16 protein-coding genes are annotated in these 23,997 nt (G+C 37.0%); 11 read left to right on the top strand and 5 right to left on the bottom strand.

Annotation, left to right across the window (positions count from 1 at the left end):
• A partial coding sequence (locus GQO80_RS15775) for a tail fiber protein (protein ID WP_198037776.1) occupies window positions 1-1,562 on the top strand: 1,562 nt, incomplete at its 5' end.
• Window positions 1,563-2,008: 446 nt separating this feature from the next.
• Here GQO80_RS15775 and GQO80_RS11685 read toward each other — a convergent pair.
• On the bottom strand, window positions 2,009-6,037 hold the full coding sequence (locus GQO80_RS11685) for a pectinesterase family protein (protein ID WP_157208542.1): 4,029 nt from the start codon (window positions 6,035-6,037) through the stop codon (window positions 2,009-2,011).
• 266 nt (window positions 6,038-6,303) lie between these two features.
• On the bottom strand, window positions 6,304-9,018 hold the full coding sequence (locus GQO80_RS11680; protein ID WP_157208541.1) for a pectinesterase family protein: 2,715 nt from the start codon (window positions 9,016-9,018) through the stop codon (window positions 6,304-6,306).
• 394 nt (window positions 9,019-9,412) lie between these two features.
• Between GQO80_RS11680 and GQO80_RS16020 the strand changes: the two genes are divergently transcribed.
• Both GQO80_RS16020 and GQO80_RS11670 read left to right on the top strand, forming a co-directional pair.
• Window positions 9,413-9,589 carry a two-component regulator propeller domain-containing protein gene (locus GQO80_RS16020; protein WP_198037775.1) on the top strand — a complete coding sequence of 59 codons (177 nt, stop codon included), beginning with the start codon at window positions 9,413-9,415 and terminating at the stop codon, window positions 9,587-9,589.
• Entirely contained in the window at window positions 9,546-10,160 is a 615-nt protein-coding gene (locus GQO80_RS11670) for a response regulator transcription factor (protein ID WP_157208540.1), read from the top strand. The genes GQO80_RS16020 and GQO80_RS11670 overlap by 44 nt, the downstream gene beginning before the upstream one ends.
• Before the next feature lie 78 nt (window positions 10,161-10,238).
• Here GQO80_RS11670 and GQO80_RS11665 read toward each other — a convergent pair whose 3' ends face one another.
• Entirely contained in the window at window positions 10,239-10,856 is a 618-nt protein-coding gene (locus tag GQO80_RS11665) for a response regulator (RefSeq protein WP_157208539.1), read from the bottom strand.
• Window positions 10,857-12,788, bottom strand: a complete 1,932-nt coding sequence (locus GQO80_RS11660; protein WP_157208538.1) for a tetratricopeptide repeat-containing sensor histidine kinase — start codon at window positions 12,786-12,788, stop codon at window positions 10,857-10,859.
• A gap of 183 nt (window positions 12,789-12,971) precedes the next feature.
• On the opposite strand from GQO80_RS11660, the gene GQO80_RS11655 reads away from it, so the two are divergent.
• The 8 genes from GQO80_RS11655 to GQO80_RS11620 all read left to right on the top strand — a co-directional run bounded on the left by GQO80_RS11655 (window position 12,972) and on the right by GQO80_RS11620 (window position 23,246).
• On the top strand, window positions 12,972-13,691 hold the full coding sequence (locus tag GQO80_RS11655) for a hypothetical protein (protein WP_157208537.1): 720 nt from the start codon (window positions 12,972-12,974) through the stop codon (window positions 13,689-13,691).
• A gap of 79 nt (window positions 13,692-13,770) precedes the next feature.
• Window positions 13,771-15,414 (top strand): ELWxxDGT repeat protein, encoded by a 1,644-nt coding sequence (locus GQO80_RS11650; RefSeq protein ID WP_157208536.1) that lies wholly within the window; start codon window positions 13,771-13,773, stop codon window positions 15,412-15,414.
• 32 nt (window positions 15,415-15,446) lie between these two features.
• Entirely contained in the window at window positions 15,447-17,612 is a 2,166-nt protein-coding gene (locus GQO80_RS11645) for a tetratricopeptide repeat protein (protein WP_157208535.1), read from the top strand.
• 5 nt (window positions 17,613-17,617) lie between these two features.
• Window positions 17,618-18,667, top strand: coding sequence for a hypothetical protein (locus GQO80_RS11640; protein WP_157208534.1), 1,050 nt, complete (start codon window positions 17,618-17,620; stop codon window positions 18,665-18,667).
• A 51-nt stretch (window positions 18,668-18,718) separates the two neighbouring features.
• On the top strand, window positions 18,719-19,222 hold the full coding sequence (locus GQO80_RS11635; RefSeq protein WP_157208533.1) for a hypothetical protein: 504 nt from the start codon (window positions 18,719-18,721) through the stop codon (window positions 19,220-19,222).
• Between the two features lie 38 nt (window positions 19,223-19,260).
• A complete protein-coding gene (locus tag GQO80_RS11630) occupies window positions 19,261-21,192 on the top strand; it encodes an OmpA family protein (protein ID WP_157208532.1) in 1,932 nt (643 codons plus the stop codon).
• Between the two features lie 19 nt (window positions 21,193-21,211).
• A complete protein-coding gene (locus tag GQO80_RS11625; protein WP_157208531.1) occupies window positions 21,212-22,591 on the top strand; it encodes a hypothetical protein in 1,380 nt (459 codons plus the stop codon).
• A 289-nt stretch (window positions 22,592-22,880) separates the two neighbouring features.
• The gene (locus GQO80_RS11620) at window positions 22,881-23,246 is read left to right on the top strand and encodes a hypothetical protein (RefSeq protein ID WP_157208530.1); all 366 of its coding nucleotides are present in this window, start codon (window positions 22,881-22,883) and stop codon (window positions 23,244-23,246) included.
• Between the two features lie 255 nt (window positions 23,247-23,501).
• Here the strand turns inward: GQO80_RS11620 and GQO80_RS11615 are convergent, their stop codons facing one another.
• Window positions 23,502-23,921, bottom strand: a complete 420-nt coding sequence (locus GQO80_RS11615) for a nucleoside-diphosphate kinase (RefSeq protein WP_157208529.1) — start codon at window positions 23,919-23,921, stop codon at window positions 23,502-23,504.
• Between the last annotated feature and the right edge of the window lie 76 nt (window positions 23,922-23,997).

Raw genomic sequence — 23,997 nt, 5'->3', positions numbered from 1 at the left:
CAGGAATCACTTCGGAGCAAGCGGATGCCATTGTTGCAAACACCGCAAAAGTGGGCATTACTTCGGAACAAGCCGATGCCATTGTTGCGAACACCGCCAAAGTGGGCATTACTTCGGAGCAGGCTGATGCCATCGTTGCGAATACCGCTAAGGTTGGTATTACTTCTGAACAAGCGGATGCCATTGTAGCCAACACCGCTAAAACAGGAATCACTTCGGAGCAAGCGGATGCCATTGTTGCAAACACCGCAAAAGTGGGCATTACTTCGGAACAAGCCGATGCCATTGTTGCGAACACCGCCAAAGTGGGCATTACTTCGGAGCAGGCGGATGCCATTGTTGCAAATACCGCCAAAACAGGAATCACTTCGGAGCAAGCGGATGCTATTGTTGCGAATACCGCTAAGGTTGGCATTACTTCGGAACAAGCGGATGCCATTGTTGCGAACACTGCTAAAGTGGGCATTACTTCAGAACAAGCCGATGCCATTGTTGCGAACACCGCCAAAGTGGGCATTACTTCGGAACAAGCGGATGCCATTGTTGCGAACACAGCTAAAGTGGGCATCACTTCGGAGCAAGCGGATGCCATTGTTGCAAATACTGCTAAGGTTGGCATTACTTCGGAGCAGGCTGATGCCATCGTTGCGAATACCGCAAAAGTGGGCATTACTTCGGAGCAAGCGGATTCCATTGTTGCAAATACTGCTAAGGTTGGCATTACTTCGGAACAAGCTACTGCTATTTCCGATAACACAGCTGCTTTAGCTAATAAAGTGGACAAAGATGGGGCAAAAGGTTTATCTACCAACGATTTTACCACGGCAGATAAGTCTAAACTTGATGGCATTGCCGCAGGAGCACAAGTAAATGTAAAACCCGATTGGAACGCCGCTACTGGCAATGTGGCAGAAATTTTAAACAAACCAATTATACCAGCAGCAGCCGATGGAAGCGAAACTAAAGTTAACGGTAGCACAAGTATAACAGTATCTGGCACGGGTACAGCTGCCAACCCGTATGTTATTACCACAACCGTGAACGGTGCGATGGTTGCCGATATGAAAATAAGTGCACGCACAGCAGACCATAACGGTTGGTTGGTGTGCGACGGACGCTTGGTAAGTACTACCACCTATGCCACATTGTTTGGCATCGTAGGGTACAGTTACGGAGGTTCTGGCAGTACCTTCAAACTTCCAGATTTACGCGGGCGTGTTGCCGGGGGAATTGGGCAAGGAAGTGGACTTACCAACCGGGTAATAGGAGCCAATGTTGGTGCGGAAACGCATGTGCTGACTATGAGCGAAATGCCATCACATAACCATAATTTTTCAGATCCAGGACATTCGCATACCATACGAGGAAGTTATGACTATGACAATGGTGGTCAGGTGTTCTCAGCTTATACCAAAGGAACAAATTCTTCCTTGGATAGATATAATAGTAGTAATACATCATATACCGGTATTAATTTTAGCGCACAAGGAGGCAATTCGGCCCACAACAACATGCAACCTACCCAATTTGTGGGCAACTATTTTATTTATGCTGGACAATAATTGTTTTGTAACTAAATTTATATACAATTATTAAAATACTAATTGCCAACCTTAAACTACAAAACCCTGCAAGTATGTAATATACGAGCAGGGTTTTGTTTTATAGATTTGCTAGATGCCATACAAAAACAGATCACGATGGGAAAATTTTACGCTTTTTAGCGTTTTTAGGCTTATTTTTTAATGAATGTTATTAGCTATTTTTCTATGGAACATCATGGTATTAATGGTGAAAAAATCATTTCAAAACGATAAATGAAACTGTCTAATTCCAGGGATATATTAACTAGAAAACTTGTAACAAAACGAGAAGCCGTATAACTAAAATAAGCTCTTGAGAATTGCTTCTATGAAACCAATTTTCCGAGAGGGGTCCGAACAAAAAACAAAAAAAGAGGCTATTTCACAACTCGTGAAATAGCCTCTTTTTATTTCAAATAATTGATTTAGTTTTTAATTATTTTGGATACTTGCGTCCCTTTTTCCGAATCAACTTTCAATAAATATACTCCAGAAGGAATTTTAGACATGTTAATAGTTGTTTTACTGCTTTTTATGTTTCCTTTTAAAATGAGTCTTCCATCTAACGCAAAAAGTGCCATCGTTGTATTTGGTGATACCGTTGGGATTGAAACAAAAACCTCATCATTAAGCACTGGGTTTGGATAAACTTTAACGCCCAGTACATTATTTTCCTTAACACTTAAACTCACATCCACTTGATTTGAAGAAAGCCCTAAACCTCCCATAGCATTAGCGGCTCTAATAGTATAAATACCTGTAGAAGTTCCTCCTGGAATTGTATAATTATTGTTAGTAACAAAATCTTCAAACACATTATTTTTAAATACAGCCCATCCTAATACATAATCATCATTATCCCAATTTAGTGTTGCGCCTGATTTTGATATTACAGGAACAGATGCCTGTTCTGTGAATAAAGTGGGTTGCCAAGAATCATTACCTCCTAATACGTTTTCAATAGTATATTGAGCTGCTTCTACTTCATTTAAAGTTGGGTCTAAAGTTACTGATGTGGCATCTTTGGTGTAATTGGTACGTCTTTGGCTTAAATCGACTTCAATACCCGAGGAAGTTAAACTATTGTATTCTGCAAACCTGAAGGGCACTACATTCATGGGGTCTCCCCAAGCACCTGCAGTTGGCAAAATATTCATAGTGGTATTAATATAAGCTACTTTAGGAGCAGCATTCCAAGGCCTTCCTAATTGATAAATGCCATTTTGTTGGATGTTGCCATCAATGGTACAATTACTAAAAACATAACCCCAATTTGAACTTGTAGCTGCAGCAGTTACTATACCGCCGCCGCCAGATGCTCTGTTTTCCATATACATAAGGCAATCGTTAAAGAAAATATCGCCGTCGCCAAAAATGTAATCAACCGTTCCGTGTATTTCGCCATTTTCCCAATACGTTCTTCCTGCACCTGTATAATAGGTGTCCTGATTACTTAACAATCTTACATTTTTGAAAATATTTTTATCACCTTGATGACGTAAAGCTACGGCACGTTTTTCAGGGATTCCCAAGCGATAATCCATTTTATTCAGCAAGGTAAGATCTTGCATATAAATATTATTAGCGCCACTTGTGAAGTTAATAGTAGGTGTTTTATCTATTCCTTCTTGAGCTTGCGTAGGATTATTGAAAAGTGTTACCCCTTCCGTACTTTGCCCGATAAATGAAATATTAGGCAAACTGATAAATGTTTGTTGCGTTGCATCTCCTGTGGTTGTTCCTAAATCGTAATCGCCATTAGGGAAGAATATATAAAATCTATTGCCACTATTTTTTGCTGCATCGGCAGCGGCTAAGGCAGCAGCAAAATCGCCATCTACGCCTACAATAAAGTCATAAGCTCTTTTGGTTACCGTTGGTTTGTTAAGCGTTGTAAAGGATATTGAAATAGCATCAGTAAGCATATTATCGGCCAAATCTGAAATGACATTGCCGGCTAGATCAAAACTATAGGTTGTATTATAGTCTAGCCCTGAATAATTAAACGATACAGATTTGCCAAATACTACAGGTGTTAAATTTTTACCATTAAGCGTTGCCGTTGTGTTATTAGCAATTTTAATACGTTCATCAAAATTAAGCACGATTTTTCCTGTTGCGGAAGCACCCGCAGCGTTGTTGGAAGGGACAGAACTGGTAAGAACCGGAGCCATGCCATCATTAAATATACTTGGTGTACCATACACATATATGTCGGAAATTGACGTTCCGTCGTTACCACTTCCTAGCACCGATGACGTATAATCTGGAATCCATCTGATATAAACCTCTGCTTGATTATTGGCATCAGCAGGTAGGTTGAACAAGCCATCAACCCATGTATTGATGGTTGAAGTGTTGTATGTCCCTATTTCGGTAAAATTAATACCGTCCAATGAGTATTCACATTTTTGGGTAGCATATCCTGAATAGCTGGTTAGCATAGCAGCTTGCACACTGATGTTTGTAAAATCTGAGGCGTTCATTTTAATTTGATAGTAGAATTTATCCGCTAATTGTTTCCAATTAATGCGGCAATTTTTGCCATACCAGATGTTGCCCGATAATTTAGAAAAATTTAAACCCCCAGCAGTTGCACCGGCAGCATCCCGTAATACCAAACCAATAGCATCATTCACAACATTTGATGAAAAATCTACGGTAACCACGTCATCATAAAAATCCCACCCAACAATATAGTCGGCCGCATTATATGCAGCTGTAACAGATTTATTGCCGTTCATTGTAACAATAAGTTCATTATTGGTTTCGCCAGTTCCCCAGTTTGAGAAATTTAGAATAGGATTGCCGCTGGCAGTTAGGGTAACGTTTGTTCCTTCAACATACATTCTAGAACCGTTAACCATATTTCCTGCGGGAGAAATATTTACCATATAGGTATTGGCACCGCCTTCTACCGCAACATCTAGGGCATAAGTAGTTAATTGATTGAATACAGCCGTATAACTTACATTATTGGATACTGTAATTTGGAAAGGGTTATTGGTGGAAACCGTAGCGCCCAAACCATCTTGCCATTCAGCAAATTCATACCCAAAGTTGGCATTTGCCGTTAGGTTTACAACCGTGCCATCATCAACAGTTGCAGGATTATCGGAAACTATTGCGCCACCAACCGATGGAGAAGCAGCCGTTGTAACCGTGTATTGTGCCACATCGGCAATGGTTCCATTTAAGTAACCTATAATTGAAATGTTTGATAGACCAACATCCTTACCGCTTCCAAGGCTATGGATATTTATTTCCAAAGTAGATTTACCACCCAATGCAGGAATTGATAACCCAGTAACATCCATTGAAAAGGTATTGGTATCGGCAGCTTCACTAACTGCATCGCCATCCCTGGCAGGTTTTACATCTTTTTTGATAAGGGTAGAGGTGCCATTTGAAGATTTCCAATAAATGTCTATCAATCCAGAGCTTGTTCCAAACCTTTGGCAATCAAAAGATATGTTTGTAGGCACAAAATCCAACCCTGTGAGTGGCGTAAATTCAAAACCAATTAAGTTGTTACTATTGGCACCCGTTGGTGTATTGGCATTCGTTATATTTTTAAAGGAAGTATAAGTAACCGTAGGATTACTTCCTGTTTTTGTGCCCAAATAAGAATAATTACTGCCAGCCGAAACATTATCTGGTTTGTAATAACTGGCATCTGTATAGGTTGCCGTTTGTCCGGCAGTACCCAAATTGAACGCCCAATTAATTGTAGATGCTGTATTGGTTGGTAATGTAGTAGAAGTGCCGCTTACCTTAAAGGCATTTACATAAAAATAACTGCCAGTTGTTGCACCGCCCTGAACCCCAAATAAACGCACCAAAACATTGCTTTTATTTTTGGCAACAATATTTAGTTGGGCCGTTTTAAGCGTCCACCAACAACAGTTTCCGGTTGTTTGACCAGCCAATGCCCAACTCGTTCCGCCATCCACAGAGTAATAAACAGCAAGATAATCCGTCTCACTATTTTGGGTTGTGAACGAAAGGTCCAATTTAATTTCTTTATAGCCGGTAGTTGGAAATGAAAATTGAAAGTAATTGGCATGATTGGCAGGGTTTGTAAAATCCAATGGAGCAACAACACCTTGCATGCGCGCCGAGTTATGGTAGGTTGTGGTGTTTTGAAACACATTTTTAATTTGACCACCAACATTGGGAACCATTGACATTTGGTAATCTGTTAGGGTGCCATCAGCATTGTTAGGGTAAAATACATCACCGGAATTGGCATTAACGTCCAATCCATCGGCTGCAGCTCTTGCTGTTGCATTTGGAGTGTAGTTGTAGGGGCCTGAACCGGCTTGAGTGTAGGCATAATCGAATGTCCACTCTGCAAGTGTGGTTTGTGCAACTAATGGCAAACTTGTTCCAAAAAAAACAATAAAAAAAGCAAAAAAAGACCAATGCTTCCTAATTTGTAAAACTCTATTCATAATTCCATAATTTAGTTAATAATTAATTTAGTTTCGTTGTTATTGTTCAATAAATCAGAAGTAAAAAAATGCTGAAACATTATGTCCCAACCTCATTTATCTGTGGTATTTTCATCATAATCAGGCATTGTTGAATCGCCAATAGCGGTTAAAGTAATTGCTGCTTGTGCATTTGCAGAGTTCATCAATGATTTCATTTTTTTAGTTTAATGAACTATGAGCATATAGAGAGACACACGTCCTCTCTACTTACTTAATTTATAATTCTAATTTTTATAAAACTTAATAGCCCCCGTTTTTCCATCTACTTTAAAACGAACAATATAGATACCCGATTTCAACCATTTTAAATCTATTTCTTGGGTAGCATTCGTTTGACGCACACGCTGCCCCATCATGTTATAAATCTCAAGGTTTTCAAGGTTGCCCTTTACCCTCAACCTATTATATTCTAAAAAAACTTTATCATCCACACTTAAACTAGAGTCAACCGTAATTGAACCTGTTCCAGAAAGCAGACCAGGGTGTGTTGAAGCGTTATATGTACCGTTTCCTAATTGGGTTCCGTTCAAAGTAAATGCTTTAACTGTAACTGCAACATTTAAGACTGCTGAAGCGGAGCCTGTTATATTCATTTTTAAAACATCGCCCGCACATTTGGCGTGATTAAAAATAGCTTTGTTATTAACAGCCAAATCAATCAATCCGTTTCCAAAAGCGTTTTCAACCAAACCGTTAATAGCGCACAAACCGCCTGCATTTGCAGCAGGAAGCGTTAAATCCCAAATTCCTGTAAAATTTCTATTATCACCACCCAAATTTGCCGTGGCAGTATTCGCTATATTTCTTGTATTACGAACAATTACTTTATAATTACCGGAAAACGTTCCTGGTAACTCCATAACACTACCAGCAACATTGGAACTATTCATTAAGAGTGAAATATCGCCTTCTAAGATAATATCAGCAACGAAGTAAAATCCCGGACTGCTTGTAGCATAAGAAATATTGGTACCTTGAAACATGGTAACAGGCCCTAAGCATTTTGAATTGCTTGTGTTGTTTCTTAAACGAATGCTTCCGGCGTTTTGAACGTACATATCGCCAGAAAACAAATTACCTTGCGCTTCAATGGTTACAGCATCTACAATCACCTTTTCTCCTGCTTCAGGCAATAAAGCCGGTGAATAATTACTAGCGTTATCCCAAACACCTCCAAGAAAAGTAAACTCACTTGGTCTTCCTATGATTATTTTACCCGGACCGCTAATGGTTGAAGAATTTGTAGCAGCATCATATTGACCAATAGGTTGTAAAATACCGTTAATATACCATTCACTAATTGTTATATCTTGATTTAGAACCAATTGCGCCGTTCCTTCTGTATATAATGCCGTATTGACATCAATGGCATTACTAACATCGATGGTTAACTTACCATTCGTTTTTACTGTTATTTTTCCAGAACCTCCCAATGCGCTTTCTACTTTGGCTTGTAAATCTCCTGCATCAACAACCACATCTCCAGTAAAACCCGTATTAGTATTGTTGAATTGACATATACCAGAGCCTGTTTTAGTTATTTGGTGCACACCAATAATAGCAGCCGCAATATCAAGATTACCCGAAGCATCAATTGTCGCTTCTCCTTTGGTTTTAATAGTGCCTGATAATGACACACTAGCAGCAGAAGATAGGATTGATTGGTTAAGTGTTAATAAAGTTGCTGAACTATTTGCTGAAACATCAATAGTTGCGCCATTTACTAAATTTAAATCGGCCGTAAAATTGCCTCCATTAGCGTTTAAAATCACGCTGCCATTAACATTTGCAACTTCCGAAACTGCAGGAACGCCATCAGGATTCCAGTTATTGGCCTCCAACCATGCGTTGTTAGCGGCGCCACCATCCCAATTATATACCGTTACTGTTGGTGCTATTGCTGTAGGATCCCAATTATCTGAACCTGCCAATACAATTTCTGGCTCGTATAAATCGGCTTCATTTTGATCGACCATGGCTCTTAATCCTGCCCAATTCGCTCTACCGCTCATATTCGCGCCGGCACCAGTATTCATCCATTCATATAAATGAAGATCTGTACTCGTATCAGAATAGGACATATTCCATTTATCGCCCCAACCCTCTGGATGGATTTTTTCAGTCATATTACAATATAACCATGCTACTTTAGGGTATTCATGCCATGGACGGCCTAATCTAATTAGTGCACTGTCATCTGTGGTGCCATTAGTCTTAAAAGTTAAATTACATTTATAAAACACAAAGCCATAAGTTTGATTGATTGTAGTGGAGGGAGCTGTAATCCAGCCACCACCAAAGCTTCTAATTTCACATGCGTTAAAAAAAGCCACACCACGACCATAGATGTAATCTGTTCTGCCTTCAATAACACAAGTATCAAAATAGGCACGCGAGGTTTCGGCCATCCAAAAATAAATGGTGTCTTGATATGCTAATATATCGCAGTTAACAAACACATTTCTATCTGACTGAATTGTGATGGCTTGTGCCTGACCTACATTACCTGCCGTATTTTGGATGGTTATATTTTCAGCCCTAAAATTGTTGGCTTGAATGGTTAGCGTCGCAGCTGTTCGTACAAGTTCACTATTGCTTGACCAAAGCGCTACTTTGTTATCTGGACAAAGTCCGTCGCCACCATCATTACAATTATAAATGTTATAAGAAATAATGGTTTCTTCCCTACTTTCCCCTATTAACGTAATATTTGTTTTATTAGGAGGAACAATTAACTTTTCTTGATCGTAAAGACCTCGTTTTACATAAATTATTGTAGGTGTACCTGCAGGAGCAGCATCAAAAGCGGCCTGAAGCGTTGTAAAATCGCCAGTTCCATTAATGTCCACAACAATATCTGGACTAAAGTTTTGTGCAAATGAAAAATAGGAAACCAAAAGACCAATAAACAAAAGGCCAAAGCTTTTAAATGATTTCATAATACGAAGTAGTTTTGTTTTATATGGCTTAGTTAAATTTAATACTCAATGCAATCGATTACAAATATAAAGTTTAAATTCATTAATTATATGGTCAAATAACAAAAAAAAGTGTCAAACAACAAAAAACTATTTTGGTCATTATAATACATTTTGATAAAAAGACACGAATTCAAGATTCTAAAACCATGTTTAGAACTATTGCAATCAAAAAACGTAACACCTAAACAATTGATGATTTCAAATAAGAATCTTAAAAAATTAACCATGTTAAAGTTAATAGGCCAGTTATCCTAAAACATTTAATATTTATAAGCTATTAAACGTATGGATTGGTACGCGTGGAGACGGACTTTATAAATTAATACCACAAGATAAGCCGCTAACTTATAAAGTGATTCATTATAAAAGTGATGAATTAAACCCATATAGCATAACAAGTAATGATATCTATTCCATTTTTCAAGATAAAAACAATCGTATTTGGGTAGGAACTTTTTATGGTGGCGTTAACCTTATAAACACCAATGAGCAGGGAGAGACACAATTTATTAATTATAAAAACAATTAGAAATAACGTTGAAATAAGCCATATACCCATAATTCTCCTTACGGCAAAAGCTGATATAGAAAGTAAACTTGAAGGACTATCATTTGGCGCTGATGATTATATTACCAAACCATTTAGTGTCTCTTACTTCATGGCTCGAATTGAAAACCTGATAAATCAAAGGGAACGATTACGAACTATTTTTTGTATTTTAGATAAAAATGAATTCAAAAATTTTGCACCTATGCCCTATTTAGTTACAGACCAAGATGAAGAAATAATGAAAAAGGTCATGTTTAAAATAGAACAGAATATAGATAACAACAATTTTTCAGTAGAAGAATTAGGCTTGAGCGTTGGCTTAAACCGAACCACGTTTGGCAATAAAATTAAGGGCCTAACCGGATATACGCCTGTAGAGTTCATTAGGGACATCAGAATAAAAAGAGCTGCACAACTAATTATTAGTAGTCAACTTTTAATAAAGGAAGTTGCCTTTACGACAGGATTTTCAGACATGAAGCACTTCCTCAAAACCTTCAAAAACAAATATGGTGTAACGCCAATGAAATATCGAAAACAAAATAAGTAGGCATTTTGGAATGACTGTATTAAACTGGGCCTAAGTTTGCATCATTTATTCTTGAAATAAAAAACAACAGATAATTCCTTAAATCAACTGAAGTTGTGTAGCCATTCTAATTAAGGAAGCCGTGTTTTTAACTTCAAATTTGGTCAATAGGTTTTTTCGATGTGTTTCAACTGTTGTTGTGCTAATAAATAGCTTTAGGGCAATATCATTATTTGTCATGCCATTGGCGATAAGCAATAATACTTCTTTTTCCCGTCGTGTTATAACTGGAATGATTGGGTTTTCATTTTTTTCTAAAGTTAATTCAGCTTCAGGGCTTAAAAATATTTTACCATGAACGACCTTTTCTATGGCGTTTAACAATTCTTCGAGTGTTGCATTTTTTAATACATAACCCGATGCCCCATTGTCGAGCATTTTTTGAATAAAGCTATGCTGATTGAACGAACTAAGACCTATAATATGCGTCTCTGGGTATTTTGTTTTTACTTCTTTGCAAAGATCGATTCCGTTCTTATCAGGAAGGCTAATGTCCATCAATATTACATCGGGTTCGTGTTGTTTCAAAAAGGCCATACACGACGAAGCATTCATGGCATGCCCCATCCACTCAATTCCTTTTTGAAATTGAAGTAAGGACCGGATTCCTTCTATAATCATATAATGGTCGTCAACTATAAAAATTTTTGTATTCATTCAAATTTCAAATTCAATATGAACGGATGTGCCGTTTCCTTCTTCCGAATTAATATCAAGTTTTCCTTTTAAAAAATCGACACGATGTTTAATGTTTGTATAGCCAATTCCTTTTGAAAGCTCAATCATATTGGTATCAAAACCCTTGCCATCATCTTCTACCGTAACGGCCAATAAATTATTGGATTTTGTGACCTGCACAATGGCATTTTTTGCCGCCCCATGTTTTAAGGTATTGCCAATTAACTCTTGGATGATTCTGTAGATGGAAATTGCCATGGTTTGGTCAAACGTATAATTAGCTAAGCCAATGGACTGGTAACTTACCTGTAAAGCGCCACTTTTGCTTACACTGGTGCAGTAATCCTTTAGGGCCGTATCCAACCCAAATCTCACCAACGATTCTGGCATCATGTTATGTGCCACCCGTCTCATTTCTTTTATAGAACTGTCCAGCATATCCATACTGCGTTCAAAGGCCTGTTGATTTTCAGGCGTCATAATTAAGTTTCCTTTCATAGTTTGAAATGAATATTTAATACCTGAAAGCATGCCACCTAAACCATCATGTAAGTCTTTTGCCAATCGGCTGCGTTCCTGCGCTTCGCCTTTTAACACGGCTTCGGTTGCGGCCAATTGCTTTTCCTTTTCCAACTCGCGTATTTTCTGTGCCTGCAATTTTTGTTTGCCTTTATAATAAAAATAAACTGATAAAAAAATAACCAACAAAGTCATAGTTGACCCTATAAGTGATTTGATTAAAAATGCACGTTTCGCCAATGTTGCTTCTTGAAGTAACAGTTGTTTATTCTTTTTCTCGACCTCGTATTTTTTCTCAAAATCTGAACTGTTTTTTATTATCCTATCACTCAATAAAAATTCCTGAATGGAATCATATTTACTTTTTGCCCATAATGATTTTTTAAAATCGCCATCTCTGGCGGCAATAAAGGAATAAATGGAATAAATGTTTTTTAATTCGTCGGTTAATGAATCATTAATAGCAAGAACCAATGCTTCATCTAAGTTTTTCTTAGCAGAAATATTATTGTCATTAAAATAATTAGCATACGCTACATTGTATAAGGAACTTGCCAAAATTTGATTGCTTTGTAATTTTTTAGACAACACCAAGGATTTTTCGGCAACAGTTAGCATTTCTTTATAATTACCAAGGTCTGCATAAAGGTTAACCATAAAGCCGTATATAGCTGCCTCTGCATACGTGTCATTGCTTTTTACGGATTCTGATATTGCCAGTTTATAATAATGAAGAGCACTATCGTTTACCTTTAATTCCGTATAACCCTGGCCCAACGAGGCGTATAATCTGTTTAAATAAATTTTAGTTCCAGGTTGTTTATGAAGTTTAACAGCCAAAAGCCAGTAATCTATCGCTTTGTTGAATTGGTTTAAATTATAATATGCGTTCCCAACGCTATGATACAAAGAGGCTAGTTTCTCTTTTTTGTTTAGTTTTTCTGAAAGCTTCAACGCCTGTAAAGTATAATCAAGTTGTTTGTCAAACTGACCTAAATAACTATATACAATTCCTGTATTATTAAGCATATTGACAATTAAATTTGAATCCTTTAATTCTTTGGCTTCCTCTAAGGCTTTATTACTTTGTTTCATAGCCAAATCATAATCGCCCTTTGTAAATGAAACGATGGCGCTATTTTCATAATAATGATATAGCCCCATTTTAAAATTTAATTCTTCAGACAGGTTTTTGGATTTTGTTAAGTAATAAACAGAAGAATCCTGATTATTAGTTTCATAAGTATCGGCAATTCGCAACAATAGCATAACTCTACTCGTGTCTTTTTTAGATTCAGAAAGCAGTTTAAATAAACTATCTCGCTTTTTAACCTGAGCACTGGCCAATAAAGAGGCTATAAGTAATAGAACTAAAAATAGAGCCCTTCTCATATTTTAATTTTGAATTATTTTCTACTAAACAAAAGAACAACAATATTATAATAAAAAACATCCTCTTTTACCATGATTTTTCAACTTATATAAAAATCCTGTTTTTAAGGGATTGTTTGAACTTGCTTTTAACCAGACCTTTACCTCATCAGTACATGCAAAAAATTTCAAAACTTAAAAATCATGAAAAAATTACTAACTATTTCAGTACTCGTTTTTTTCATTACAGGTAATATGAACGCTCAATCAACGCTTTATGAAAAACCCGTAAAAAGAACTCAAACTTTAAAAACGATGTCTGATCCAGCTCCTGCTCCTGCTCCGGCACCAGCACCAACTCAAGTAAATAATGTACAAAAAACAGCTCCCAATTTGCCTATATATAGAATTACATCGGCCAGAATACATATCCTTACGGGAAATGACAACAAGGAATTTCCTTCAAAAGTATCGTTTAGTTTGTATCAAAAAAATTATGATGAGAGTAAAGGCGACCGTTGGGAAGACTTCGGTCTTTTTGAAGTCCGTCAACTTAAAAATGAAATGAAAATTAATTCAAATACTGAAATGGGACTTGGTCCCATTAATAACGGCAATACATCAAAAAATTATTTATCTAACATACAAAACAGTGGATTAGTTTTCGAAATTATTTATGACCCCAATTTCTTTGCAGATGCCTGGAGAATTGAAGGCATTTCACTTACACTTGAAGTGAAAGACCAAAACGGAAACTATCACCCAACACTAGGGAGTAAAACCATTAATTTTCAAAATGCAACTGGTTTTTTGAATGGTGAATATCGCAGAATGGTTTGCTCGATTGATGGCTCTTTAAATGGGATAACCGCATCCATTGAAAAGTGTTCCGATTGCTTTTTGTTGTGGAAAAAGAGATTATAAAACACGCATTATCATTTAAACGGTATTCTTAAAATAGAGATAAAACGGAAAAAATACAATCAACCAAATTCATCAAATTATGACAGCAAAATTAAACATTATGGCATTTCTTTTCATATTCAGTGGTTTGTTGTTGTTTTCGCAAACACCTTATATGGTTAAAGATATTAACCTAGGCACTGCCTCATCAAATCCCTCTAAATTAACGGCGGTAAACAACACCCTGTTTTTTACTGTGTTCGATGCTTCAACGGGGTTAGAACTTTGGAAAAGTGATGGCACAACGGCGGGAACGGTTTTAGTAAAAGACATTAACCCGGGAATTGGTAGTTCAAACGTCGATCGATTAACCAATGCTAATGGCACATTGTTTTTTAGAGCGAATGATGGTATCAACGGCCCCGAACTATGGAAAAGTGATGGTACAGCTGCTGGAACGGTTATGGTAAAAAACATCAATCCAAGTACCATTGATAATAATTCTAATCAATTGGCCGAAATAATAAGCATTGTCAATGAAGTATATTTTATGGCTGATGATGGTATTAATGGCTACGAATTATGGAAAAGCAATGGCACGGAAGCTGGTACTTTTATGGTAAAGGACATCAATCAAGGTGCAGAATCATCCTACCCCTTTAATATGGCAAATATTGATGGCATGCTATTTTTTGGGGCATTTGACGCGGCGAATGGCTATGAACTATGGAAAAGCAATGGGACAGAAGCTGGTACTTTATTGGTAAAAAACATAAATCCTGGTGCAAGCAATGGACTGCCTTCCAATTCATATTTTACGAATGTTGATGGTATTGTATTATTTAGAGCTAACGATGGGGTTAATGGATTGGAATTATGGAAAAGTGATGGTACGGAATCCGGTACGGCCATGGTGAAGGACATTTATCCCGGAAACAACGGATCTACAGCTTACAGCTCGATTCCTTTGAATTTAAAAGAAGTCAATGGTGCCTTGTTTTTTACCGCTCAAGATGGCATCCATGGCTATGAATTATGGAAAAGTGATGGTACCGAAGCAGGGACAGTAATGGTTAAGGACCTTAAGGTTGGTATTAATTCTTCCAATCCAACCGCATTGAGTAATTGTAATGGTACACTTTACTTTCAGGCGAACGATGGCCCTAATGGTATCGAAGTATGGAAAAGTGATGGTACGGAATCTGGAACCAAGATGTTAAAGGATCCAGCATCGAGTGTTGTTTATGCCGAACCAAATGAATTTACTTTCTTAAATGGCTTCGTGTATTTCGCAGCTACAAGTTATACTATTGGCTTGGAACTGTTCAGGACAGATGGCACACCTGAAGGCACCATTGGATATAATATAAGATACCTTACAGAAAGTTCTTCCCCAGCAAATTTAACCACTGTTGGCAACACCCTTTACTTTACGGCAAATAATGGCCCCAATGGAAGAGAACTTTGGGCATTAGCAACTGAAGCACTTTCCATAGAAGACCCAATTGCTGTAAATTACCCCATTTCTATTTATCCAAATCCAGCAAAAAACCTATTAACTATAAGAAATCCATCAAATCATACCATTAGCGGTATAACCATTATGGATATGATGGGCAAAATAATAATTAAGCAGAATAATCCATCAAATCAAATTGATATAGAATATTTAAAACAAGGCATGTATTTTTTACAAACCACTATTGAAGGAAAAAGTTCGATAACCAAATTTATAAAGCGTTGAGATTTGAATTGATTAAATACAAACCCAATAACATGAAAAATATGTATATCATAATTAGCTTTATGCTTTTAGCGATCTGTTCATTTGGGCAAAAAAAACCAACTGAAAAACCTCCTACCCAAAAAGAGATGCAGGATATGATGAAGGAAATGCAGCAAGGGATGGATGAAATAAGCGAAGAAGATAAAAAAATGATGGATAGCATGGGTATAAAAATGCCCAATATAAAAGCATTGCAAAAAACGGTATCGGGCGTTTCTGATAAACAACTAAAACAAGCCTGGGAAGAAGCTAACCGCATCGTTCCCGTAAAAGATGCTGCAAGAATAAGCAGTATTTCAAAAGCTCCATTAACTTCAGCAACAATTGAAAAGTACCTATCAACGACCCATGAAAAAATAATGTCGCGTTTATCGCCAGAAGTACGAAGTAAAGGGGAAGAAATTTATAAGTATTTAAAAGCTGAATATCCATCAAACACACCAGTTGGTAATACAGCAGCAGGCTTGTGGCTAATGGGCAAACCCGCTTTAGCCCTCTACCTAATGGGGCAGGCCTGTATTGAAAATTCGGAAGACCCAAATATGCTTAATAATTATGCCGCTATGTTAACCATGTGTGGTGCTGAAGAATTGGCCATACCCGTTCTTAACAACCTAAATAACCAATTTCCTAAAAACAGCACGATACTTAATAATATAGGTCAGGCATGGTTTGGACTGGGTGAAATGGCTAAAGCAGAAACGTATCTGGATAGCACCATCCGGATATATGGTTACCATCCGCAGGCAAATTTATCGAAGAGTGCGATTGAAGAAAGTAAAGGCAATTCCAAAGGAGCGATAGAAGCAGTAAAACGAAGTGTTAAAGGAGGGTATAGCATGGAAAAAGCCAATAAGCTAGAAAAGTTGGGATATAAATTAACGCCAGACGATATTCCCTGGAATGAAAGCATGCCTCAAGACGCACTTGGGTTGGATAAATTTACATGGCCACAAAGACCAATAAAGGTCGATTTTAGCGCCAAACTTGAAGAAAAATGGGACAAATTCAATGAAATATGTAGCAAAGAAATAAGTGTTTTGAAATTGAAGGCAAGCCAACTGGAAACCGAAATGGGAAGTATTACAGAGGATAGAATGAATAGCATCATGGCTGCATCCAAGCAGGGAGGATACATTTCTCCATACCCCAAATTAGCCTTTAAAGCAATGGCAAAGTTAAGTTACCTAGTGCAAGACAAAGATGGAAGCGACTATTTTTCGTATAAAACCAACAATGAAGCTTTGTTAAATAGTTTAAAGCAAATTGAAGAATTGGAAACCAAGCTAGAGCATGATGAAGCAAAAATAAATGAGGAATTCAAGGATCTTTTTGGTGAAGGAAAATCAAACCCTTATGAAGCACATTGTGCAGATCAAAACGCTGTTCGCAATAACTTTCTGGCTTCTGCAAATGCCCTGTTGGATGAATCTTATAATAGCTATCTAAAACACCTGAAAAGAAAAATCAATGATTATGTTTATTATTATCAATACACCCAATGGCCTGAAGTATTTGAAGTTATCAAGATAAATGTAAAAATCCAGTGGCTTTCCGTAATTAGCGGACAACGCGTGTATTTTAAGAATATAGGCGGCTCTTGCGACCAAGTGAAGGTAAAAGATGCAACGGGAAGTCCTAAACTACAGGAATTTGATGATGTGCATTGTATGTACCATAGCGAGCTCTCTACACCGGTTGGTACCATTCGTACAGATTGTAGCCGCATAACTTCAACCTTAGATTTAAAATTTGTGAAACTGGGGCTCAAGCAAGATATGAACAAAAACACGTTTAGCGAACAGTTTATGAATTGTACTGTTGAAGTTGGTGCAGGCGTAGCATTTGGGGAAAAAAATCTAGGTCCCATAAAAGCTGAAGCTGCAGTTGGTGGTTCAATTGCTGTTGAAATAGACCGTTCGGGCATTACAGACGTCATTCTAAAGGGAGCCGCTGGCGTTAGTGTTGGCACCAATGTCATTAATGATGGCAGTGAAGCGGCAGGTGTAAATGTGGGCGTTCAAACCAAGGACGGAAGTGCCAGTGATGTGGGCGCCATCAAAGATTTACAATTGGAAGCTGGCGTTAAAGGGCAAATCAGTCTTATAAGCGGGAAAAGCTCAGTGGGACTTACCGGAATTTTAGAAAAAAAATAAAAATCATGAAATACATAGTATTGCTTTCCGTAATCGTTTTTTCTGTTTCAACATTCTCCCAAAATTGCTCCCCAGAAGCACTTGCCAAATTACCTGGTACTTGGAAAAAAGGGCCACAAGGCTCCATTTCAAATATTAACGCTAGCGATTTGATAAAGGAAAAAGCAGTTTTGAACAATTTACATCAATTGGTTTCAGATAACTATCAACCAAAAGGTTGCCAAATAGCTTATAGTACCGTGTTTGGAAAATACCCCGGAGAAGGCAAAAATTGGATGGCAGATCCTTATCAATACCACCTGTACATACTTAGGTATCTCTGTGATAAGAACAGTAGCGATAAAACCAAATATTATATTGATGTTTCCACACCAACTACCTGCCAGATTACCGCAAACGCCCTATATAACTTGAGATTATACGCTGCTGAAATTCCTGATAGCGATTTAAGAGGCTATCTAAAACTTGAAAAAAGACTAGAAAAAAAAGATGGGGTGTATTATATGGAAGAAGTTGAGGGGCAGCAGTACAGTAAAAACAAGATTATGCAATACAGTTGGCTCATTACCTATAATGACACATTACCCTATATGGATGTAAGTAGAAAAGAGTATTTGCTTCTCACAAAAAAGAAACTTGAAAAAGCCATTGTTGCAAATGGTGGCGACGCAAGTGAATATAAAGTTTATAATGACCGTATTAACGAATATCTAAAACAACCAGAGGATTATTTAAGCGAAACCGCCATTTGTATGTGGAATGATGAAGAACGTTTTAATGGATTTGTAGAAGAAAACACCCCAGGTTCATTTATTGCGGTAAAACCTAATCTTTCGTATTACCAAAAAAACAAGAAATTATCAACGCCCCAGTTTTTTCAAATTCAAATTAAAATTGAACAGGGCAATTCGGTTTTTGATGAAAACATTGCTGGTATAAAAAAGGCCCTGGATTTTGAAAAACTACGAAGTATGTTAGGAAAAGAACCAAACATTGCTTCACAAGTGAATAAAACATCCCCAAATACAACCAAACCAATACCTAAAAAAATTTAATTGGCAAATTCAGCTATCAATAAGCAACAAATAACCTAATAACAATAAAAAATGAAAAAACTACTTTTAACTTTAATGATGCTGCCTATAATGGCTTTAGCGCAAAAAACGGATGTATATATTAATGTAATCAATACATCGGGCATGCCTATTAAAGGTGATGCCGTAACCCGTGGCTTCGAAAAATGGATTCAGGCATTAACCATAGCATCGGGTGGCAAAAACAATTCACAGGTAAATTTCACCATGAATATTGGTGGTTCTGCTGCCGATTTTAAAAAAGCCAAGTTAGGTAATGAATTATTAACCTCTGGTCAAGTATCGGTGATGCAATCTGGAACCACCGCTACCCTATACACCATCAAAATGGAAAGAATAAAGGTGTTGGACTGTACAGAAGCGATGGGTTGCAATGGGGTAATGACCACAACCGTAACCCTCCAGCCAATGCGAATTGGTTGGACTTATTTCAATACTGGCAAAAGTGGCCTGCAAACGGTTTCAAATAAATATGGCTATGATTTAGATACTGGTGGTGCTTGGAATAATTTTTAACCAAACAATTTTAAAACAATAATTCAAATTATAAACCCATGAAAAAATATCTATTACTTATCGGGATGATGGTGATTTGTCAGCTTTCTTACGGACAGCTTTTAAAAAAACTTAAAGACAAAATAATCACAAAAACAGAGCAGAAAATAGAAGCCAAAGAAGACAGAACAATTGATACTTCCTTGGATAGTTTAATGGAGGCAAAATCGCCCATTAAGTTAAAAAAGAAGTCGAATGACGATTCAAGCGAAAAAAGTGAAGCTGTTACAGGAACACAGGCAGGAGCCACTTCCTCATCCAATCTAAAAATTTATAGCAAATTCGATTTTATACCGGGTGCTACCATATTATATTTTGACAATTTTGAAAAAGATAATATGGGCGAAACGCCTCTTGGGTGGATCACATCTGCTTCTGCTGAGGTTGTTAATATTGAAGGGCTTGAAGGAAACTGGGTAAAAATGGCTTCTACAAGTGCCAATCATTTTATACGAAGTAAAAAGCAAAGTTGGGGAACTAATTTTACCATTGAATTTGATTTATTACTTGTGAAAAATTCGTATGACCCCCGAATTGACATCAACTTAATTAATACAGGAGGTCTTCTAGTGACCGATGAAGCCATCTTGCAAAGTGGCAAAAAACCTGCCTTAAATTTTTCGGCCATTTTAAGTGGTGCCAATATGAGTAGAGCCAGTCTCTATGCAGGTGATAAAAAATTGTCGGATGCAATGACCGAAAGTCTTCCTTACAGCAATACCACGCCTGTACATATTAGTATGTGTGTACAAGGAAAGCGTTTTAGAATGTGGTGGAATGATAGAAAATTATACGACCTACAAGCAATTAATGAAGAGTTTCTTCCAAACCAATTAGGCTTTTCATTCTATAGTACAGGTGGATTTGATGCTTACATAAGCAATATTCGAATTGCAAAAGATATTCCTGATACTCGTGCAAAATTTGAAGAAGGGAAAATAGTCAGTAATTTATTATTCTTTACCGGAACATCTAAACTAAAACCTGAAAGTATGGGAGCATTGCTAGATGTGAGTAAAATATTGAAAGAAGTAACAAGCCCTGTAAAAATTGTGGGGCATACTGATGCCGATGGCGATGATGCTTCTAATTTAAAACTTTCAGAACAAAGAGCAGAAACGGTAAAAAATATTTTAGTCAGTCAATTTAAAATTGATGAAAGTAAATTGGAAACAGAAGGGCGTGGTGAAACCCAACCCATTGCAGAGAATAAAAGTGCAGAAGGGAAAGCACAAAATAGAAGGGTAGAATTTATATTTAAAACGGAAGCAGACAACTATAAGGCTCCATCAGGGGTATCAACTGCTACCGACCCAAAAATGGGAAGTGCTGTAAAAAATACTGCTACTAATACAGATGTGTCTGCCATATCAGGTGAGGCAACTGTAAAATTGCAAAGTAAAATCTTAAACGTCAATCTTCCCTTTGCACAAATAATGAAAACAGGAGATAACAGATTCACGTTTACAGCTAGTAAAGAAGAAGGTAATAGCAAAGAAAATTATTTCAAAATACAACTAAAGTCCGTTAACAATTCACTAAAACCAGAAACATTTAATTTTACGGAAATAGCTCAAAAACAACCTTTATATGGTAGTAAACAGTTCGCAGAAATTACAGCCAACGATGCGGTGTTATTTTATGGCAATGCACAGAAACCATACATCTATCGATTTTCACCCATAGTTGCTAACGGCACCATGGCTTCTTATGTAGATAATACTTTGGCAAGGCATTTACCAGCCCCTTCCCAAAATTGCAAATTCGTTATAGAAAAAGTAGAAAATGGAAAAGCAAGTGGGTATTTTACCATGGGAATTATGATAGAAGGCTTAAAACCAGTTACCAAAGGAGATGCAGAACAGCAAACATTTACTGATGGGTTTTCTGGTGAAATGAAATGTACTTTTTCTAATGTGCCAGTATATTAAAAATGTAATGTTATGATTTATGAAAAATATATTTCTAGTCTATTTTCTAAGCCTTTCAATTGTGCAAGTGTTTGCCCAGAAACAAACTTTTGATCTGTTCACCTACACCCCGCCAAAAGGTTGGAAACAAGAAATCAAAGAAGGGGTTGTTAGCTATACTTTTGTTAATAAAAAAGACAAAAGCTGGTGCCAAACGGGTCTGTATAAAAGCACTACAAGCAAAGGAGATATTGAGGCCGATTTTGATAGTGAGTGGAAAACTTTGATTGTAGAGCAATACAAAACCAACGACCCACCAATGGGAATAGACATAAGTGAAGCTGAAGGGTGGAAAATAAAATCTGGTGCCGGTAAATTTATTTTTAATGGTAAAGAAACCATGGTAGTTCTTACTACTTTTTCGGGTTATGATGTATGCTTAAGCGTTGTAGCAATTACTCCGAATCAACGTTATTTACAAGACTTTGAAAACCTTATCGGTTCATTAGAATTGAGAACGCCAGAATTAAAAGATCAAAATTCTGTTACAGAAGAAATTGTCATTACAAATCATAAGCCAATGGATAGTGGATTTTCATTTACCACAACTAATTTTGATGATGGGTGGACAAGTACCGAACAGCCAGATTGGGTAGAAGTAACCAAAGGGAACATAAAAGTGTTATTACACTATCCGAAAGAAGGCACTATTTTCCCTGCAGACCCTGATCCTCAGACCCGTGCAGCCTGGGATATTTTAGTATCACCGCGTTACAGTAATTTGCAAAATTTCAAAACCGCATACATTAGCACTTATAATCGCCCTTATTTAGGAATGGGGAATGCTATTGATAATAGTACTCAAAAGGCAGTCTTTATTGTATTTTTTAAGAAAAGTGCGGGTTGGACAGAAGTTATAGTGCCAGATAAAAATTCATTCATTCAACAATTTAAGTTCGATCCTGAAAAAATTCAATGGGACAGTGATCCTGATGTATTGAAAAGTTTAGACAATATGTCTGACAGAAACAAATTCGCTGTTGCAGCTTCAGATATTGATAATACGGGAAAATGGAGTACCAACTTTTCAAGTAACACGTATTATACAAATATTTACACAGGAAATAGTGCTGGTATGAGTACATATTCATCTTCCCAATCGTTTGAATTTGGAACTGGGCAAACCTACAAGTGGCAATTAGCGGCCGCAAACTCCTACGGTGGCAGCACGAATGTAGCACAGGCAAAAGGAGCTGGAACCTTCAAATCCATAAATAACTGGCAATTAAGTTTTTCAGATATTGAAGGCAAACCAAAAACCTACGACGTTTACTTTACCGCCTTAAAAGGAAAAAGAGTGCTATGGATGAACGATGCACAATATCCCGGTTCAGGAATTTTTACCGGATTTTCAAAATAACAATCCATCATTACAATGAATAATTTTAATAGTGCTGCACCCGCTACCGCACGAATCCTTCCGTATGGTTTTATGAAGCTAATCTATTAAATTTGTAAAAGTTTAAAATTTGCTAATGCAGATAAAAAATAATGTTATTGTTTTTAGAATGTTTGACGGTTAATTAGAGTGTGCCTCACAAAAGGATTCGTGCGGTAGTTGTGAGCAAATGTACAAGTTAACGGAGAATACAATTTTTTTCAGTTGCATACAGGCACTGGCAGAATGTATAAATAAGCTAAATTAAAAGATGAAGAGAAAACAAATATTATTAAGAGTTATACCTGCATTTATTTTCGTTTTCTTGTTTGCATACATTTCAAAACAAGAAGATTATAATAAATGGATTACTTTTTATAAAGATGATATAAATGCTATTATTAGTAAAATTGAAAGAACTAGAGGCACTAAAGTATATTACGGAGATAAAGAAGAAGTTTATTTTTATTTGGAGGATTACAAAGGAGTACCCTTAAAAGAAGGGGATTCAATTAACAAAGTTAATCAGGAAATTGAAGTTTACAGAAAGGAAATTAATGGAGGAGATTTCAAATACATAGGTAAGGGTGTTCCTTTAAAGCCCAAAAATTCTTATTTTGCTTATTTTTTCACTTAAATCCCCCACCGCTACAGCACGAATCCTTCGTGTGGTTTTATGAAGCTAATCTATTAAATTTGTGAAAGTTTAAAATTTGCTTATGCAGTTAAAAAATAATGTTATTGTTTTTAGAATGTTTGACGGTTAATTAGAGTGTGCCTCACAAAAGGATTCGTACGGTAGCGGGGATAAAGATGATGTTGCAAGCGAATCAGTATCTAAAGGACATGCACACTGTACTAATCAAACTTTTAAAAGAACAGCCAAAATGCCTTAAAACACTTCCCTTCCCGAAAAATGAAACGCGCCTTCAATAGCCGCATTGTCATTGCTATCGCTTCCATGAACCGCATTTTCACTAATGGAAGTGGCAAACTGCTTTCTAATGGTGCCATCGGCAGCATCAACAGGATTGGTTGCGCCAATTAATGCCCTAAAATCTTCAACTGCATTTTCTTTTTCCAAAATGGCCGCAACTATGGGGCCACGGGTCATGTAGGTTACCAAATCTGGAAAAAACGGACGCTCACGATGTATCGCATAAAATGTTTCGGCATCGGTTTTGGTCATTTGCGTTAATTTCATGGCCACAATCCGAAAGCCAGAGGCTGCTATTTTTTCTAATATTGCACCAATATGCCCTTTTTCAACAGCATCTGGTTTTAACATGGTGAAAGTTCTGTTTGTCGCCATCTTTCTAATTTAAGTTTGCCACAAAAGTAAGGTATTTATCCTTAAAAACAAGTCCACCCAATTTTAAAAAATTGTA

It is taken from the genome of Mariniflexile maritimum, from assembly GCF_009746565.1.
Classification (GTDB): domain Bacteria; phylum Bacteroidota; class Bacteroidia; order Flavobacteriales; family Flavobacteriaceae; genus Mariniflexile; species Mariniflexile maritimum.
This window is presented reverse-complemented; position numbering and strand designations above follow the sequence as displayed.

Excerpts from the sequence above, each read along its gene's own strand:
- GQO80_RS11680 (WP_157208541.1), bottom strand. The coding sequence starts at position 9,018 with ATGAAATCATTTAAAAGCTTTGGCCTTTTGTTTATTGGTCTTTTGGTT.
- GQO80_RS11645 (WP_157208535.1), top strand. The coding sequence starts at position 15,447 with ATGAAAAATATGTATATCATAATTAGCTTTATGCTTTTAGCGATCTGT.
- GQO80_RS11660 (WP_157208538.1), bottom strand. The coding sequence starts at position 12,788 with ATGAGAAGGGCTCTATTTTTAGTTCTATTACTTATAGCCTCTTTATTG.
- GQO80_RS11625 (WP_157208531.1), top strand. The coding sequence starts at position 21,212 with ATGAAAAATATATTTCTAGTCTATTTTCTAAGCCTTTCAATTGTGCAA.
- GQO80_RS11650 (WP_157208536.1), top strand. The coding sequence starts at position 13,771 with ATGACAGCAAAATTAAACATTATGGCATTTCTTTTCATATTCAGTGGT.
- GQO80_RS11620 (WP_157208530.1), top strand. The coding sequence starts at position 22,881 with ATGAAGAGAAAACAAATATTATTAAGAGTTATACCTGCATTTATTTTC.
- GQO80_RS11640 (WP_157208534.1), top strand. The coding sequence starts at position 17,618 with ATGAAATACATAGTATTGCTTTCCGTAATCGTTTTTTCTGTTTCAACA.
- GQO80_RS11635 (WP_157208533.1), top strand. The coding sequence starts at position 18,719 with ATGAAAAAACTACTTTTAACTTTAATGATGCTGCCTATAATGGCTTTA.
- GQO80_RS11655 (WP_157208537.1), top strand. The coding sequence starts at position 12,972 with ATGAAAAAATTACTAACTATTTCAGTACTCGTTTTTTTCATTACAGGT.
- GQO80_RS11670 (WP_157208540.1), top strand. The coding sequence starts at position 9,546 with ATGAGCAGGGAGAGACACAATTTATTAATTATAAAAACAATTAGAAAT.
- GQO80_RS11665 (WP_157208539.1), bottom strand. The coding sequence starts at position 10,856 with ATGAATACAAAAATTTTTATAGTTGACGACCATTATATGATTATAGAA.
- GQO80_RS11630 (WP_157208532.1), top strand. The coding sequence starts at position 19,261 with ATGAAAAAATATCTATTACTTATCGGGATGATGGTGATTTGTCAGCTT.
- GQO80_RS11615 (WP_157208529.1), bottom strand. The coding sequence starts at position 23,921 with ATGGCGACAAACAGAACTTTCACCATGTTAAAACCAGATGCTGTTGAA.
- GQO80_RS11685 (WP_157208542.1), bottom strand. The coding sequence starts at position 6,037 with ATGAATAGAGTTTTACAAATTAGGAAGCATTGGTCTTTTTTTGCTTTT.